This is a genomic window from Gordonia namibiensis NBRC 108229 (assembly GCF_000298235.1).
Classification (GTDB): Bacteria; Actinomycetota; Actinomycetes; order Mycobacteriales; family Mycobacteriaceae; genus Gordonia; species Gordonia namibiensis.
This window is the reverse complement of record NZ_BAHE01000006.1, coordinates 59,575-74,982: the sequence shown is the minus strand read 5'-3', so window position 1 is coordinate 74,982 and position 15,408 is coordinate 59,575. Positions and strand designations below refer to the sequence as shown.

Genomic DNA, 15,408 nt, shown 5'->3' with positions numbered 1-15,408 from the left:
GCAGCGGCGGAATGAACTCGCGCGCAACTTCGGAGTCAGGAACCGGTGACCTGCTGGGCATCCTCGGTGAGGAGCTCGTGCGGCACCGGACAACCGGCGGCGCTTGCCTTCTCGACCTTGGGTGCCGGGCAGCCCGGGCCGAAGGTGCCGAGCTCCTCGAGGCGGTAACCGTTGGGGTAACTGCGGACCTGCTTGGTCTGGCGGCCGAACAGGGGCTCGGTCCGCGGTGGGAAGAACAACCGGATCGCGAGGCCACGGGCCTTCAGACCGCCGCGCACCAGGATGCGCTCGACGAGGGTCGGCTTCGGGTACCTGAACGCGGTGAGGAGGCGATCGTCCATGAGCGCGAACGACATCCGGCGCACCACTGCGCGGGGGAGCAGCTTGTAGGGCATGAAGGTGCCCAGCAGGTCGAGCGTCGAGTCCGCGACGGCCAGGGCGTCGGGGCTGAAGGCGAAGTTGGCCGTCTCGTAATCCTCGTAGAACTGCTTGAACCCCTCGTAGGTCTCCGGGATGTCCTTGATTCCCATGAGCTGCCCGACGCGGCGGTAGTAGTTGGTGAGGCCGCGGATCTCGTGGTTGGTGAGCTTGCGCCACTCGTAGGCGTTGACCCACTCGACCGGGCACACCACGAAGGTCGAGAGCACGTAGAGGAAGTCACTGTTGGGGATGTCGTACATACCGTGCATCTGGTTGATGCGGCGGATGCCGGCGCGGCCCAGGGGGCTGTCGACGCCGTGCTCGATCGGGGCGTCGAGCAGGAGGACCGTGTCGTCGTAGCGCTTCTGCGTCGACTCGGTGAACTGGCTCGTCTTGTACAGCAGATCGCCGATCGACGGCACCGCGTATGTACGGAACAGTGCGAAACTCAGGGCCTGGGTGATGCCCCAGGGGAACTCCTGGGTGGCGAGCGCCCGGGAGATGGCGGTGGGGTCGTTGTCGGCGTCCACGCGATCGATGTCGCCCCGCAGGTGATAGCGCTGCGCCACCCGATTCTGGACGGCGTGCTTGGCTCGGGTGGCGAGAGTGGATGCAGTGGACATGTTCCATCTCCAGGGTCGGCGGTGGTCTCGATTGTTGCACGGGTGTGGTGGGCGCCACACTGTTGGAACAGTACCGCCCCGATGTCTCATCGGGCACCCAGGGTTGGGACACGTCGCAGATTTGCCGCGTGCGTGTTTCCCTCGCGCTCGTCAGGTAGGGCCAGCGGGAAGGAATCGGATACGCGGGAGCACTGCGTCAGGCGAACGGCGGCCGCGGATCGACACGGCTGGAGATGCGGCCGACGGTCCGCCAGGCGCGCGCCACGAGGTCGGCGTCCTCGTCGGTGATCAGGTTGCCCATGACCCGGACGACCATCGACATCAGCTGCGGGGACCGGATGCCGGGGCGGCCGAGCGTCGGCACGGTCTGCGGCATCGTCAGGAGTCCGGCGAGGCGTCGGGCGGCGGAGAACGCGAGCCCGTAGTGGCCGACGAGGATGTCGCGCCAGCGGTCGGTGTAGTCGTCGGCGCCGAGGAGTTCGACGGCGAGCCGGGCGGTCTCCATCGCGTAGTCGATGCCCTCGCCGTTGAGCGGGTTGACACAGGCGGCGGCGTCGCCGATGAGTACCCAGTTACGGCCGGCGACCCCGGTCACCGCACCGCCCATCGGCAGCAGCGCCGACGCAATGCGGACCGGCGGTCCGCCGAGTGCCCATTCGTCGTGAACCATTGCGGCGTAGTGCTCGAGGATCGGGCGAAGTGCCATGTGTGCCGGTCGTTTCGCGGTCGCGAGCGCGCCCACGCCGACGTTCACGAGTCCGCCACCTGCCCCGCCGTCGGCGCCGCCGAGCGGGAACACCCAGCCGTAACCGGGTAGGAGTTCGCCGTCGGGGCCACGCAACTCCAGATGTGAACCCATCCAATGAGAGTCGGCGCGGGCCGAGGGCGCATAGGCGCGCGCCGCGACGCCGTAGGCGGTGTCCCGATGCCACTCGCGCCCAAGGGCTTTGCCGAGTCCCGAGCGAACCCCGTCGGCGACGATCAGGTCGCCGACGCGCACGGTGTGGGTGGTGCCGCCGGCAGCGAACGTCACCGCGCCGACCCGGTCGCCATCCATCGCCACGTCGATAGCCTTGGCGCCCTGCACCATTCGGACGCCCTTGCTCACCGCGTGCGCCCGGATCGCGTCGTCGAACTCGGTCCGTGCAACCGCGCTGCCGTAGGCGGGGAAGCGGCCCGACGGCCACCGGACCTGCTGCCGCGCGCCCCACCCGTTGAGGAGCAGGCCGTCGATGCGGGGCCGGTCGGCCACCAGCGAACCGAGGCCGAGCGCGTCGAGTTCGGCGATGGCGCGCGGGGTGAGGCCGTCGCCGCACGTCTTGTCGCGCGGGAACACCGCGGCGTCGACCAGGACGACGTCTCGACCGGCCGTCGCGGCATGTGCTGCGGCCGCCGACCCGCCCGGTCCCGCGCCGACCACCAAGACGTCGGCGTGATCGGGGAAGGCATCCCGGGGCGTCGAATTCTCAGGGCTCACCCGAACAGTATGTCCGTACCCCGGACCGGATAGGCTCGGCAGGCAGGTGGGGTCACGAGGACACTCGGGCCTCCGCCGACACACATTAGCCGGATCAGACGAGATGGGGCGGCGTAGCTGTGAAGTCCACATTCGCCGGGTTGGACCTGGTATCGGATGAGTTCGCCGAAACGGTGCGCTCCTCCTTGCAGAAGGTCGAGGACCTGCTGCTGGGTGAGCTCTCGTCCGGGGACGAGGTCATGACCGAGGCCGCGACCCACCTGGCCAAGGCCGGCGGCAAGCGGTTCCGGCCGATGTTCGCGATCCTCGCCTCGCAGTTCGGGCCGCGTCCCGACTCGGAGGACGTGATCACCTCGGCTACCGTCGTCGAGATGATCCACCTCGCGACGCTCTACCACGACGACGTCATGGACGAGGCCTCCATGCGGCGCGGCGCCCCGAGCGCCAACGCCCGCTGGACGAACTCCATCGCGATCCTCTCCGGTGACTTCCTGTTCGCCCGCGCCTCGCGGCTGGTGTCGACGCTGGGTCCGGAGGCGGTGCGCATCATCGCCGAGACCTTCGCCGAACTCGTCACCGGCCAGATGCGGGAGACCGTCGGCGTGAAGCCCGGCGCGGACCCCATCGACCACTACCTGCAGGTGGTGTGGGAGAAGACCGGTTCGCTGATCGCGGCCGCCGCACGCTTCGGAGCGATGGCCTCCGGCGCGACCACCGACGACATCGAACGACTCTCCAAGATCGGCGACATCGTGGGCGTCGCCTTCCAGGTGTCCGACGACATCATCGACATCAGCTCGGTGTCGGTCGACTCGGGCAAGACCCCGGGGACCGACCTCCGCGAGGGCGTCCACACCCTGCCGGTGCTGTACGCACTCACCGGAGACGACGCCACGTCGGCGCGGCTGCGGGAACTCCTCGTCGCTCCGGACGGCGGTTCACGGCCGCTCACCGACGACGCCGAGGTCGCCGAGGCCCTCGAGCTACTCGAATCGTCGGCCGGCATGGCCGCGGCACGTGCGAAGCTGCAGAGCTTCGCCGACGAGGCCCATGCGATGCTCGCCGAGTTGCCGGAGACCCCGGCGCACAAGGCGCTCTCGTCGCTGGTGGACTACACCATCGACCGCGTCGGATAGGTTTCGACACGGCTCTTCGCTGCGCTCGTCGCCTGCTCAACCAGCGGAGGGCGACGCGGCTCCTCGCTGCGCTCGTCGCCTGCTCAACCAGCGGAGGTCGACACGGCACCTCGCTGCGCTCGTTGCCTGCTCAACCAGCGGAGGGCCGTTCTGTCGGCCGAGTAGCGCCGACCGAGCGAAGCGAGGACGCCGCGTATCGAGGTCAGCGCCCGTTGCGGGCCATCTCCTGAAGCCGCCGGATGCGTTCGGCGGTCGGCGGGTGGGTGGAGAACATCTTCGCCATGCGATCGCCGGCGCGGAACGGGCTCTCGATCATCATGTGCGACTGCGCGGCGATGTCGGGCTGCGGCGGCAGCGGTGCGGCCTGGACGCCGCCGGAGATCTTCGCCAGGGCGGAGGCGAGGGCCAGGGGATCACCGGTCAGCTCGGCGCCCGACTCGTCGGCCTGGAATTCGCGTGACCTCGACACCGCCATCTTCACCAGCGTTGCCGAGATGGGTCCGAGGAACGCGACGAGGATCATCGCGAGCGGATTGGGTCCGTTCCCGCGGCCACCGAAGGCGCCCATGAACATCGCGAAGTTGGCCAGGCCGCTGATGACCGCGGCCATCGCGCCGGCGATAGAGCTGATCAGGATGTCGCGGTTGTAGACGTGGGACAGCTCGTGGCCGAGGACCGCGCGCAACTCCCGCTCGTCGAGCAGCTGCAGGATGCCGGTCGTGCAGCACACGGCGGCGTTCTTCGGGTTGCGGCCCGTCGCGAAGGCATTGGGGGACTCGGTGGGGGAGATGTAGAGCGCCGGCATCGGCTGGTGGGCGGCCGTGGCGAGTTCGCGCACGATCCGGTAGATGACGGGTGCCTGCAGCTCGGTGACGGGCTGGGCGTGCATCGCCTTCAGCGACATCTTGGCGCTGTTGAAGTACACGTAGGCGTTCATACCCACGGCGACGATCACCGACCCCCAGAGGATCAGGGGGCTCTGGAACAGCGCACCGATTCCGACGATGATCGCCGACATCACACCCAGCAGGGCTGCGGTCTTCAATCCGTTGAGATGCATCGGGGGTCCTCGTCTGTCGTGCGCCGAACCGGGGATGAAGGCGCCTCATTCAGTCAAACGACGCAATGTCCGTTTCGGTTTCCGACGGTCCGTGGTGCGACCTTGCACATCCATGGTCCTCAGGCGTCGTGCTCGATGGGGGTGAAGAGCTCTCATCCCCGCCCGGCTGGGATCGCGGGCGGGGATGAGAGTCGTGGAGGTCAGCGGTAGTTGACGAACTGTAGGGCGATTCCGAAGTCCTCGCCCTTGAGCAGGGAGATCACGGCCTGGAGGTCGTCGCGCTTCTTGCTCGAGACACGCAGCTCGTCGCCCTGGATCTGCGCCTTGACGCCCTTCGGGCCCTCGTCGCGGATCTTCTTCGAGATCTTCTTCGCGTGCTCGGAGTCGATGCCCTGGACCAGCTTGCCGCTGATCTTGAAGGTCTTGCCGGACCCGACGACCTCGCCGGCGTCGAATGCCTTCAGCGAGATGTCGCGGCGGATCAGCTTCTCCTTGAACACCTCGAGACCGGCCTGTGCGCGCTCCTCGGCATCGGAGGTGATCACGATCGTCTCCTCGCCGGACCACTCGATACCGGTGTTGGTGCCGCGGAAGTCGTAGCGCTGCGACAGCTCCTTGGCAGCCTGGTTGAGGGCGTTGTCGACCTCCTGGCGGTCGACCTTGCTCACCACGTCGAACGATGAATCAGCCATGTCCGACAGGTTATGTCATCGCCTCAGGTGGACCGGGGTGTGGCGGGGTTTCGACGTGGCTCAACCGACAGAAGGGCGTGGCTCAACCGACAGAAGGGCGTGGCTCAACCGACAGAAGGGCGTGGCTCAACCGACAGAAGGGCGTGGCTCAACCGACAGAAGGGCGTGGCTCAACCGACAGAAGGGCGTGGCTCAACCGACAGAAGGGCGTGGCTCAACCGATGGCGGTGCGTCGGGGCCGGTCGGGAGCCGCCAAAACTGCCCCGCTGACCAGCCGGTTTGCATGCGGACGTATGGTTCGTTGTATTCTTCACCGCGTTGTTCGAACGACCGTCACGGCGGCCGTGGGAGCAGCACGGCAGGTTGCCCGAGCGGCCAAAGGGAGCGGATTGTAAATCCGTCGCGCAAGCTACATAGGTTCGAATCCTATACCTGCCACGAACGTGGTGAACGTTCATGAAAACTGCCTGACAGAGGGTCTCTGACCTGCGATTTGTCTAGCACGGACATGAGTGTGTAACCTCGTTAAGGCTCTCGAGCAGAAATGCCCGGGGCACGCCCCCTTAGCTCAGTCGGCAGAGCGTTTCCATGGTAAGGAAAAGGTCGACGGTTCGATTCCGTCAGGGGGCTCGCTGGACGACAAGTCCGCGGGGCGGTGTAGCTCAGCTGGTTAGAGCGCACGACTCATAATCGTGAGGTCGAGGGATCGAGTCCCTCCACCGCTACACATCGGGTCCGACCGGAACCGAGCGCAAGGGTCGCAAGCCCTGAGGGAACTGCCGAACCCGACCACGTACCACTCGAAAGAAGGCAATCAAGTGGCCTCCTCAACAGATGTTCGCCCCAAGATCACCTTGGCATGCGAGGTGTGCAAGCACCGTAACTACATCACCAAGAAGAACCGCCGCAACGATCCCGATCGCCTCGAGATCAAGAAGTTCTGCCCGAACTGCGGCAAGCATCAGGCGCACAAGGAATCGCGCTAAACGACGTCAGTCGGCGATTCCGGTACAAGAACCAGCACACGGGCTGCCTCTGAGAAGAGGCAGCTCGTTTTGCTTGTACCGGGCCAGGGGGTCGCCCGGCGCAGGATGTTTCGCACAACTCAATAAACTCAATCGAGACAACACGCGCAGCGCGGCGCGGGTGGGTCGTCGACTTTCGGCCCACGTAGTCCGGTCCGGGCCCCTCCCGGTCGGTCATGCGAAGGGAGCAGTAGTCAGATGTCAGACGCGAGTGGAACAGACCTCCAGGAGCGGATCGCCGAGTCGAAGAACGGCGGCGCCAAGCTCACCCCCGAGGAGATCGCCGCGCACACGCAGTCGCTTGTCGGCTTCCACTACACCGTCGACGATTACTACGAGATCGGCCGCGAAGAGGTCCGCAAGCACGCGATGGCCGTGCAGGACGCGCACCCCACCCACTGGAGTGAGAAGGGCGCCCGCGAGTACGGCCACGAGACCCTGATCGCCGCACCCACCTACGTCTCCGTGCTCGGCATCATCGCCCAGCGCAAGCTCTTCGAAGACGTCATCACCGGCTACGACATGTGGCAGATCATGCAGACCGACCAGCGGCTCGTCTACCACCAGCCGATGAAGGTCGGGGACCGCCTGATCTGCGACGTCTCGCTCGAATCGTTCCGCCACGTCAGCAGCCCCGAGATGATCGACCTCATGGTCACCAAGAACGTCATCTGGAACCAGCACGACGAGCCCGTCATGACCACCTGGACCTCGCTGGCCGCACGCCCCGGCATGGACGTCGACCCCGAGCTCGAGGCCTCCCTCGATCACGTGATGATCAAGATCGACGCCATCGGCGATCCCGGGCACACCGTCGAGGCCAAGTCCGGTCGCTACGACCTGCCCGATCCGACCCAGAGTCCCGGCGCGTACGCCGCGGTGAACTTCGACACCCTGTCCGTCGGGCAGGAACTGTCGCCGAAGCGGTATTTCCTCACGCGCGGCAACCTGTCGAACTATGCCGGCGTCGCCGGCGACCCGAACCCGATCCACTTCTCCGACCACGTGATCAACGCGGCCGGGATGGACAACGTGGTCGCCCACGGCATGCAGACGATGGGCCTCGGCGCGAGCTTCGTGTCGGAGTTCATCGGCGACCCGGCCGCTTTCTGCGAGTACAGCGTCCGCTTCACCAGCCCCGTGTACGTCCCGGCCGACGACAGCGCCGCCGTCGACTTCACCGGCAAGGTCAAGTCGCTCGACCCGGAGACCCGCCGCGGCACCATCGCGATCACCGCGAAGCAGGGCGACCGCCGGATCTTCGGCCGCGCGACCGTGGTCGTCCAGTTCAACTGACGCACCGAACAGACAACGACGGCGACGACCATTGTGGTCGTCGCCGTCGTCGTTCCATCTGTTCCCTCACCGCAGGGGAGTGATCCCCTGCGCACCCCTCGGGAACGTGGCCAGGGTCGCCTCGTCGATGTTGAGGTGCTGCGCCAGCAGCTTCGGCGGGACGTGGCTCAGCCACTGGGCCAGTGACACCTCCTCGTACTTCTCGGCGCGGAACACCTCGAGGAACTGCAGCACCTCGTCCCCGGTGTTCTCGACATAGTGGCCGTAGTTGCGTCGGACGACGCCGACGTCGCCGGCCCGGAAGTCGGTGGTGTTGGCGTGCGGGCCGGTGTTGAACACCGTCATCCGGCCCTGGCCCCGCAGGTAGTACTGCCACTCGTCGGCATTCGGATGCCAGTGCAGTTCGCGCATGGACCCTGGTTCGATGCTCACCAGTGCGGCCGCGACCGTGTTCGACACCGGGAAGTTGGTGCTGTCGGCGATCTGGATGCTGCCGCCGCTGTTCTCGACGACCGGCTCGGTCCGCGACAACCGGAAGATGACCGGTTCGCTCGCGCCCCACTCGACTCCGGCGGCGTCCTGGTCGGCCGCGAGATCGCCGGGTTCGTCGCCGGGGAAGATCCACAGGTTGTGCAGCGGGATGTCGTCGAAGACTTCTTGCGCGACACCGAAGTTCTTGGCCAGCACCTCCGGCGGGGTGTGCGCGAACCAGTCGGTGAGCAGCAGCGTGTTGCTCTCCGACTGCTCGCCGTCGTCGAAGGCCAGGACGAACTCGCCGCCGTCGGGCCCGAGGCCCTGCAGTGAATGCGGCGTGCCGGCGGGGAAGAACCAGAGGTCGCCTTCCTCGACGTCCTCGACGCTGGGCTTGCCGGACCTGCCGAGGGTCGTGACACGGACCTTGCCGCGGGTCATGACGGCCCACTCGGCGGTCTGGTGCCAGTGCAGTTCGCGGATGCCGCCCGGCTCGAGATACATGTTGACCCCGGCGATCTCGTCGGAGATCGCGAAGTCCTGCTGGGTGAGTTCGCGAGCCCAGCCGCCGGCCTGGATGCGCCGCGACGAGATGTTGAACGACGACCAGAAGAAGGGCTGCGTGCTGACATCCGTCGCGGGCGGGTCCATCTGGTCGGGGAACTGGCTGTCGATCGCCGAATTCCGGGGACCGCGCATCTCGGTGCTGCGCGGGTGGTCGACGGTGTTGATGCTGCCCTCCGGTGGCAGGTCCGGATTGCCGACGGTGGGGGTCTCGTGGCCGATGCTCGCGGTGGTGTTGTTCGGCGAATGCATTGATCTGCTCCCGGGGTGGCTGCGGCGGGCTCAGCCGGCGATGAACTTGAGGATGTCGGAGTCGAGCTCGTGCTGATAGTCGCCGTAGATGCCGTGAGGCGCACCGGGGTACACCTTCAGGGTGCCGTCGGCGACCAGCTTGATCGCCTTCTCGGCGGCGGCCGCGATCGGCACGATCTGGTCGTCGTCACCCTGGGCGATGAAGATCGGCACGTCGAGCGCCTTCAGGTCCTCGGTCTGGTCGGTCTCGGAGAACGCCTTGACGCAGTCGTAGACGGCGGAGAGGTTGGCCATCATGCCCTGCCGCCAGAAGTCGTCCTTCGCGCCCTGGGACACGTTGGCGCCCTCGCGGTTCGCGCCGTAGAACGGCTCGGCGAGTTCCTTCCAGAACTGGGACCGGTCGGCCAGCACACCGGCGCGGATCTCGTCGAAGGCCTCGATGGGAGTTCCCTCCGGGTTGTCCGGGGTCTGGAGCATCAGCGGCGGGATGGCGCCTGCGGTGATGACCTTGACGACGCGACCCCTGCCGTACTTCGCCGCGTACCGCACCACTTCGCCTCCGCCGGTGGAGTGGCCGACCACCACGAGGTCACGGAGATCGAGCGCCTCGACGAGTTCGGAGAGGTCGCGGGCGTAGGTGTCGATGTCGTGGCCGACAGCGGTCTTCGTCGACCGGCCGTGTCCGCGACGGTCGTGGGCGATCGCCCGGTACCCCGCGTCGGAGAGCAGCTTGAGCTCGACCTGCCAGGCGTCGGACGACAGCGGCCAGCCATGGCTGAGCAGCACGGGCTGCCCGCTGCCCTGCTCCGTGTAGTAGATCTCGGTTCCGTCGGTGGTGGTGATGTACGGCATCGGATTCCTCCTGGGTGAGTGCTTGTTTCGGTGATCCCAAGACTCGTCCGATGCGACGCCGATGTCGTCGATGCTGGCGGCCAACCCGACCGGAGGCTGGCGGGAGGCCCCTCTACCGGCTAGCCGGTAGTCGAGGTCTCGGTGAGCGGGATGCGCGCCCGCACCGTGGTGCCCTCACCCGGCGGGCTGTCGATGACGAGTTCGCCCTCGACCGCCTCCACACGGTCGCGGAGACCGAGGAGCCCGGAACCCTTGTCCGGTAGGGCGCCGCCGATGCCGTCGTCGGTCACCAACAGTGTCAGGGTGTCCTCGGCGACGTGTGCCGAGACGACCACCTCGGACGCCTCGGCATACTTCGCGGTGTTCGTGAGCGATTCGGCCACAACGTAATACGCTGTCACCTCGACCGTCTTCGACATCCGGCCGAGGTCGGTTGCCTGAAGTACCACCGGCACCGACGACCGCCTGGCCAAGGTCTTCAATGCCGGCCCGAGTCCGCCGCGGGAGAGGATCGCGGGATGGATTCCCCGGGACAACTCCTGAAGGTCCCGGTGGATGTGTGCAAGGGAGTCGACGACGGTGTCGAGACGCTCCCGCACCTCGGTCTGGTCGTCGGGAACCGTCGCCTGCAGGGCCCGGATGTCGAGTCCGAGGGACACGATGCGTTGTTGCGCACCGTCGTGCAGGTCGCGCTCGATCGTGCGTCGGGCCTGATCGGCGGCGGCGATGACGCGGGCGCGTGAACGGGTCAGCGCCGCCCGCGCCTCACTGTTGTAGATCGCCGTCGCCACCAGGTCGGCGAAATCGACGAGTCGTAAACGCAACTCCGACGGCACGGACCGATGTGCGGTACCGACGATGACTGCGCCCCAGGGGCGTTCGTCGACGGTTATCGGAGCGCCCACCCCGGTACGGAGGCCGCGGGGCTCGAGTCGGTCGGCGATGGGGCCGCTGGCCGTCGAATAGTCGAGGACCGACATCTGTCCGGTATCGGCGACGAGGGTGGAGACGTTGGTGCCGCCGAGGGACAGTCGTTCGCCGACGGCGAGGGTCAGATCCGACGAATCATCGCGCGTGGCAAGGACTTCGCACTGTGCGTCGTCGACGTATCGAATGACCGTGACGTGTTCGACGCCCAGCTCGTCGGCGAGTTCGGCGGCGACGATCCGGCAGACCTCACCGGGTTCGGCGCGTGAGGCGACCGCGGTGGCGACCCGCCGCAGGGCCACCTGCTGGCGGGCGAGTGTGACGGTCCGGTCGTTGAGCGCCTGGCGGTCGAGAGCGGCGGCGAGGAGTGCTTCGAGGCTGGGCACCATGCGCGTGACGCGTCGCCGGTCGGCGGGGTCGAGGTCGGCCGGCACCAGCAGGGAACCGACCGATCGTCCTCGGTCCAGCAGTGCGATGTGCTGCAGGACCGGGCCCGGCGTCGCGCCGGGGTCGGCGAGAACTGCTCCCGGAGCCGGCAGGTCGAGCACCTCGGTGAGACGAATGCTCGCCGCGGTCAACGCCTCCGGCAGGTCCGCGGCTCTCAGCACGGTGCGGGCGAGGTCTGCGGACAGATCCGCCTCGCGACGACGCTGGTCGGATTCGAGTGCGTGCAGGCGTGCCTGGCCGACAAGAGCGTTCGTGAGCAGCGCGAGCACGAGGAAGACGACGACCGCGGGGGCGGCACTGTCGGTGCTCTGGCTGGCGTGGAACCACGCGTAGGCCGCGGCACTGGCCACCGAGGTGCCCACCGCCAGGGGAAAGCCCCAACGGGCGGACACCACCAGCACGCCGAACAGGAAGACGGCGCCGAACGCGTTCTCCGGGAAGATCTCCCTGAGGAGCTGCACCACGACGACCTCGACGGCGATCAGCACGAGCGCGGTCGCCACGCCCCACTGCCAGGGCGGCGACGTCGGCCGGAGCACCACTGCGACGACCCGGTCCCTCAGCGGACCGCGGTCGTTCTTCCAGCTAGCGGGAATGCCTCGCCCTGCTGCCTCTGACACGCTAGTCAGTATGGAACCCACCCGCCTGCGCTGCCTGATAGTCGACGACAGTGCCGACTTCCGGGCTTCGCTGCGCGGAACGCTCGAAGCCGGTGGGATCACGGTGGTCGGGACGGCCTCGTCGCTCGACGACGCCGTCCGCGAATCGCGAGCGACCCGGCCTGACGTCGCCCTCGTCGACATCGACCTGGGGGAGGAGAACGGTTTCACCGTCGTCGAGGCACTTCACGATTCGGGGCTCGATCCGGCGCCCGCGGTGGTGCTGGTGTCCACCCACGACGAGGAGGAGTTCGCCGACCTGATCGACCTCAGCGCTGCCGTCGGCTTCGTCCCGAAGTTCGGGTTGTCCGCGGACCGGGTGCGTGAGGTGCTGGGCGCAACTGCTCCCTGAACAGTCAGTCAGGTTGTGGCGTCGAGGAACAGGATCACCGCGCGGACCCGGCGGTGATCGTCGGCGGTCTCGGCGAGGTCGAGTTTGGTCAGGATCGATCGGACGTGTTTCTCGACCGTGCCCTCGGTGATCCACAACCGACGTCCGATGCCCGCGTTGGACAACCCCTCGGCCATCAGCGTCAGCACCTCGCGTTCGCGTGCGCTGAGCTGTTCGAGCGGGTCGTTGCGACGCCGCGCGGCGACGAGTTCCTGCACCAGCGCGGGGTCCATCACCGACGCGCCGGCGGCGATCCGCCGCACGGTCTCGACGAACTCGGCGACGTCGGTGACGCGGCTTTTCAGCAGGTAGCCCACGCCGCGGCCGCCATCGAGCAGTTCGAGCGCATGGTCGACGTCGACGTGCGCGGAGAGCAGCAGGATCGCGACGTCGGGGTACTCGCGGCGTATGCGCAGGGCGGCGTCGAGGCCCTCGGCGGTGTGGGTCGGGGGCATCCGGATGTCGACGACCGCGATGTCGGGGCGGTGCTCGGCCACCAGCGCGAGCAACCCGTCGGCGTCGCCCGCCTGCCCGACCACGTCGATGCCTGCGGACGTGAGCAGACTCGCGAGGCCTTCACGGAGCAGGACGTCGTCGTCGGCGATCGTCAGGCGCAGGGGCATGTCGGCACCATGCTTCCGTCTGTGGGGTCGGACGTGAGCCACTCGTGTCGTGCCGATCCGGACACGACAAGGGAACTCTACCGTGACATCCGCGATGTTTTCGCAGGTCGGAGCATGAAGTCGTCCGCTCGGTAGGTGAGCGCCGACCGCGGGGAACGCCATCGCGGGCTGTCGTCGGACGCGCAGCGTGTACGGTCGTCGAGGGAGCACGTGGAGCGCGTTTTGGGTCCACAGCCCCGGTGATCTACACTGAAGTGTCTGATTGATTCAGACTTGCGCGCTACCCATAGGGTGGCGCGTTGGTTTTGTCGGCGGTGAAACGCCGGCGCCGGTCGTGAGGCCGGGATTCGATGAGATGGCAGCGGAACCACTCCGGTGGGGAAGTCGCAAAGGGGCGTAGCTCAATTGGCAGAGCAGCGGTCTCCAAAACCGCAGGTTGCAGGTTCAAGTCCTGTCGCCCCTGCCCTGGTGAAGGGCACACGTTGACGAGAGGACCGCGAAGTTGAGCAAGCGAGACCGGGCTGCCCGCGCCAAAGAAGCCGCTGAGGGTTCTGCGGCCGATTCGGCTGCGGCTGAGCTCGACGGTCGCGACGAGGCCACCGGCGGTTCGGACGACGAGACGTCGACCGGCGCCGCCAAGGAACTTCGTCCGTCCGGCAAGCGCTCGGCTCGTGGACGTCGCTCGTCAACCGGTGCAACCGGAACCGACGGAGACACCGACTCCGCCACGGGGTCGGCAGTAGCCGTCAAGGAACGCAAGAAGAAGAAAAAGGCCTCTGCTGAGGAGAGCCGGAATCCGTTCGTTCGGATCTGGGTGTTCCTCACGCAGGTCGTCGCCGAGCTGAAGAAGGTCATCTGGCCGACGCGGCGCGAGATGATCACGTACACGATCGTCGTGCTCGTGTTCGTCATCGTGATGACCGCGTTCATCTCCGGCCTCGACCTGGCCTTTGCCAAGGGCGTCCTCTGGTTGTTCGGCTGACCCACGCGGTGGGTGGCCGGGCGAGCGGGAGCCGACCGGAGATGAACCATAAGGAGCGTGGGCTGCAGTGAGCACCCCGGAGAACGAACTCGCATCGACCGACGCCGTCGACGTGGCTGATGCCGACGTCGACGCGGCCGTGACCGACGAGGTCGACGAGGCTGCAGTCGACGAGGCCGGTGACACCGACGTCGAGGTGGCCGCCGAGGGCGACGAAGCTCCCGCGACCGACGTCGACTCCGAGGACGCCGACGCGACCCCCGCCGAAGAGGCCCCTGAAGAAGAGGTCGACCCGGTCGAGGAGCTGCGCAAGCAGCTGCGTCGCGCACCCGGCGACTGGTACGTGATCCACAGCTACGCCGGCTACGAGAACAAGGTCAAGGCCAATCTCGAGACCCGTGTGCAGAACCTCGATGTCGGCGACTACATCTTCCAGGTCGAGGTTCCGACCGAAGAGGTCACCGAGATCAAGAACGGCCAGCCCAAGAAGGTCAACCGCAAGGTCCTGCCGGGCTACATCCTGGTTCGCATGGAGCTCAACGACGAGTCGTGGGGCGCCGTGCGCAACACCCCGGGTGTCACCGGGTTCGTCGGGATGACCAGCAAGCCGTCGCCGCTGTCGCTCAACGAGGTGCTGCAGTTCCTGATGCCGCGCGCCGAGGCGAAGAAGACCCCCGCCAAGGGTGGTTCGGCCGCCGAGGGGGTCGAGGCCGCAGCTGCCGCCGCGTCGAACGTCATCGAGGTCGACTTCGAGGTCGGCGAATCGGTCACCGTCATGGACGGTCCGTTCGCGACGCTGCCCGCGTCGATCAGCGAGGTCAACGCCGAGCAGCGCAAGGTCAAGGTGCTCGTGTCGATCTTCGGTCGCGAGACGCCGGTCGAGCTCGGGTTCAATCAGGTCGAGAAGATATGACCGACGCGAAGCGGCGCTCGTATCTTCCCCGACCTCTGAACGTCACGGTCGAGAAGATCTGACCGCGACCGCTCGAGTAGCGGTTGCAGATCAGATAAACACAGACTTTCACGTCTCCAGCGGGCGTGAATTCGCAAGGAAACAAGCAAGGACAAAAAGATGCCTCCCAAGAAGAAGAAGCTCGCCGGGATCATCAAGCTCCAGATCCAGGCAGGCGCGGCCAACCCGGCCCCGCCCGTGGGTCCGGCGCTCGGTCAGCACGGCGTGAACATCATGGAGTTCTGCAAGGCGTACAACGCGGCGACCGAGTCGCAGCGCGGCAACGTCATCCCGGTGGAGATCTTCGTGTACGAAGATCGTTCCTTCGACTTCAAGTTGAAGACCCCGCCGGCTGCGAAGCTCCTGCTCAAGGCCGCAGGCCTGCAGAAGGGCTCCGGCGAGCCCCACACCAAGAAGGTCGGCAAGGTGAGCATGGACCAGGTCCGTGAGATCGCCAAGACCAAGGCCGAAGACCTGAACGCCAACGACATCGACCAGGCCGCGAAGATCATCGCCGGTACTGCTCGGTCCATGGGCATCACGGTCGAGGGCTAGACCC

The 15,408-nt window shown here is 67.0% G+C and carries 15 protein-coding genes and 4 tRNA genes; 11 read left to right on the top strand and 8 right to left on the bottom strand.

The window, feature by feature from the left end; translation table 11 throughout:
* Nucleotides 1–35: 35 nt before the first annotated feature.
* Nucleotides 36–1,043: an oxygenase MpaB family protein gene (locus GONAM_RS02675; RefSeq protein WP_006865231.1), complete on the bottom strand. Its 1,008-nt coding sequence runs from the start codon at nt 1,041–1,043 to the stop codon at nt 36–38.
* A 196-nt stretch (nt 1,044–1,239) separates the two neighbouring features.
* Nucleotides 1,240–2,520, bottom strand: coding sequence for a geranylgeranyl reductase family protein (locus tag GONAM_RS02670; RefSeq protein WP_006865230.1), 1,281 nt, complete (start codon nt 2,518–2,520; stop codon nt 1,240–1,242).
* Between the two features lie 119 nt (nt 2,521–2,639).
* Here GONAM_RS02670 and GONAM_RS02665 point away from each other — a divergent pair, with 119 nt between their 5' ends.
* A complete protein-coding gene (locus GONAM_RS02665; RefSeq protein WP_040535158.1) occupies nt 2,640–3,656 on the top strand; it encodes a polyprenyl synthetase family protein in 1,017 nt (338 codons plus the stop codon).
* A 202-nt stretch (nt 3,657–3,858) separates the two neighbouring features.
* Here GONAM_RS02665 and htpX read toward each other — a convergent pair whose 3' ends face one another.
* Nucleotides 3,859–4,716 carry a zinc metalloprotease HtpX gene (htpX, locus tag GONAM_RS02660; protein WP_006865228.1) on the bottom strand — a complete coding sequence of 286 codons (858 nt, stop codon included), beginning with the start codon at nt 4,714–4,716 and terminating at the stop codon, nt 3,859–3,861.
* 200 nt (nt 4,717–4,916) lie between these two features.
* Nucleotides 4,917–5,408, bottom strand: a complete 492-nt coding sequence (locus GONAM_RS02655; RefSeq protein ID WP_005199629.1) for a YajQ family cyclic di-GMP-binding protein — start codon at nt 5,406–5,408, stop codon at nt 4,917–4,919.
* Nucleotides 5,409–5,765: 357 nt separating this feature from the next.
* Here GONAM_RS02655 and GONAM_RS02650 point away from each other — a divergent pair.
* The 5 genes from GONAM_RS02650 (at nt 5,766) to GONAM_RS02630 (ending at nt 7,729) form a co-directional block, all read left to right on the top strand.
* Nucleotides 5,766–5,846, top strand: a tRNA-Tyr gene (locus GONAM_RS02650).
* Between the two features lie 119 nt (nt 5,847–5,965).
* A tRNA-Thr gene (locus GONAM_RS02645) sits at nt 5,966–6,038 on the top strand.
* A 21-nt stretch (nt 6,039–6,059) separates the two neighbouring features.
* Nucleotides 6,060–6,133: transfer RNA gene (locus tag GONAM_RS02640), tRNA-Met, on the top strand.
* Nucleotides 6,134–6,226: 93 nt separating this feature from the next.
* Complete coding sequence (gene rpmG / locus GONAM_RS02635) at nt 6,227–6,394, top strand: 50S ribosomal protein L33 (protein ID WP_003929651.1); 168 nt, start codon at nt 6,227–6,229, stop codon at nt 6,392–6,394.
* Nucleotides 6,395–6,631: 237 nt separating this feature from the next.
* The gene (locus GONAM_RS02630) at nt 6,632–7,729 is read left to right on the top strand and encodes a fused (3R)-hydroxyacyl-ACP dehydratase subunits HadA/HadB (RefSeq protein ID WP_006865227.1); all 1,098 of its coding nucleotides are present in this window, start codon (nt 6,632–6,634) and stop codon (nt 7,727–7,729) included.
* A gap of 66 nt (nt 7,730–7,795) precedes the next feature.
* On the opposite strand, the gene GONAM_RS02625 is transcribed toward GONAM_RS02630, so the two are convergent.
* The 3 genes from GONAM_RS02625 to GONAM_RS02615 form a co-directional block, all read right to left on the bottom strand.
* A complete protein-coding gene (locus GONAM_RS02625) occupies nt 7,796–9,016 on the bottom strand; it encodes a cupin domain-containing protein (protein WP_006865226.1) in 1,221 nt (406 codons plus the stop codon).
* Nucleotides 9,017–9,046: 30 nt separating this feature from the next.
* The gene (locus GONAM_RS02620) at nt 9,047–9,868 is read right to left on the bottom strand and encodes an alpha/beta fold hydrolase (RefSeq protein WP_006865225.1); all 822 of its coding nucleotides are present in this window, start codon (nt 9,866–9,868) and stop codon (nt 9,047–9,049) included.
* Between the two features lie 119 nt (nt 9,869–9,987).
* The gene (locus GONAM_RS02615; RefSeq protein WP_174310819.1) at nt 9,988–11,643 is read right to left on the bottom strand and encodes a sensor histidine kinase; all 1,656 of its coding nucleotides are present in this window, start codon (nt 11,641–11,643) and stop codon (nt 9,988–9,990) included.
* 229 nt (nt 11,644–11,872) lie between these two features.
* Between GONAM_RS02615 and GONAM_RS02610 the strand changes: the two genes are divergently transcribed.
* Nucleotides 11,873–12,253, top strand: coding sequence for a response regulator transcription factor (locus GONAM_RS02610; RefSeq protein WP_006865223.1), 381 nt, complete (start codon nt 11,873–11,875; stop codon nt 12,251–12,253).
* Between the two features lie 8 nt (nt 12,254–12,261).
* On the opposite strand, the gene GONAM_RS02605 is transcribed toward GONAM_RS02610, so the two are convergent.
* Nucleotides 12,262–12,915, bottom strand: coding sequence for a response regulator (locus GONAM_RS02605; protein ID WP_006865222.1), 654 nt, complete (start codon nt 12,913–12,915; stop codon nt 12,262–12,264).
* 390 nt (nt 12,916–13,305) lie between these two features.
* Here GONAM_RS02605 and GONAM_RS02600 point away from each other — a divergent pair.
* From GONAM_RS02600 to rplK, 4 genes are all read left to right on the top strand, one after another.
* A tRNA-Trp gene (locus tag GONAM_RS02600) sits at nt 13,306–13,378 on the top strand.
* 39 nt (nt 13,379–13,417) lie between these two features.
* Nucleotides 13,418–13,897, top strand: coding sequence for a preprotein translocase subunit SecE (gene secE / locus GONAM_RS02595; protein WP_006865221.1), 480 nt, complete (start codon nt 13,418–13,420; stop codon nt 13,895–13,897).
* 67 nt (nt 13,898–13,964) lie between these two features.
* Nucleotides 13,965–14,810: a transcription termination/antitermination protein NusG gene (nusG, locus tag GONAM_RS02590; RefSeq protein ID WP_006865220.1), complete on the top strand. Its 846-nt coding sequence runs from the start codon at nt 13,965–13,967 to the stop codon at nt 14,808–14,810.
* A gap of 159 nt (nt 14,811–14,969) precedes the next feature.
* The gene (gene rplK, locus GONAM_RS02585) at nt 14,970–15,404 is read left to right on the top strand and encodes a 50S ribosomal protein L11 (protein WP_005199637.1); all 435 of its coding nucleotides are present in this window, start codon (nt 14,970–14,972) and stop codon (nt 15,402–15,404) included.
* Nucleotides 15,405–15,408: the final 4 nt, after the last annotated feature.

Excerpts from the sequence above, each read along its gene's own strand:
- GONAM_RS02630 (WP_006865227.1), top strand. The coding sequence starts at position 6,632 with ATGTCAGACGCGAGTGGAACAGACCTCCAGGAGCGGATCGCCGAGTCG.
- htpX (WP_006865228.1), bottom strand. The coding sequence starts at position 4,716 with ATGCATCTCAACGGATTGAAGACCGCAGCCCTGCTGGGTGTGATGTCG.
- GONAM_RS02620 (WP_006865225.1), bottom strand. The coding sequence starts at position 9,868 with ATGCCGTACATCACCACCACCGACGGAACCGAGATCTACTACACGGAG.
- rplK (WP_005199637.1), top strand. The coding sequence starts at position 14,970 with ATGCCTCCCAAGAAGAAGAAGCTCGCCGGGATCATCAAGCTCCAGATC.
- GONAM_RS02625 (WP_006865226.1), bottom strand. The coding sequence starts at position 9,016 with ATGCATTCGCCGAACAACACCACCGCGAGCATCGGCCACGAGACCCCC.
- GONAM_RS02675 (WP_006865231.1), bottom strand. The coding sequence starts at position 1,043 with ATGTCCACTGCATCCACTCTCGCCACCCGAGCCAAGCACGCCGTCCAG.
- GONAM_RS02655 (WP_005199629.1), bottom strand. The coding sequence starts at position 5,408 with ATGGCTGATTCATCGTTCGACGTGGTGAGCAAGGTCGACCGCCAGGAG.
- GONAM_RS02610 (WP_006865223.1), top strand. The coding sequence starts at position 11,873 with ATGGAACCCACCCGCCTGCGCTGCCTGATAGTCGACGACAGTGCCGAC.
- GONAM_RS02605 (WP_006865222.1), bottom strand. The coding sequence starts at position 12,915 with ATGCCCCTGCGCCTGACGATCGCCGACGACGACGTCCTGCTCCGTGAA.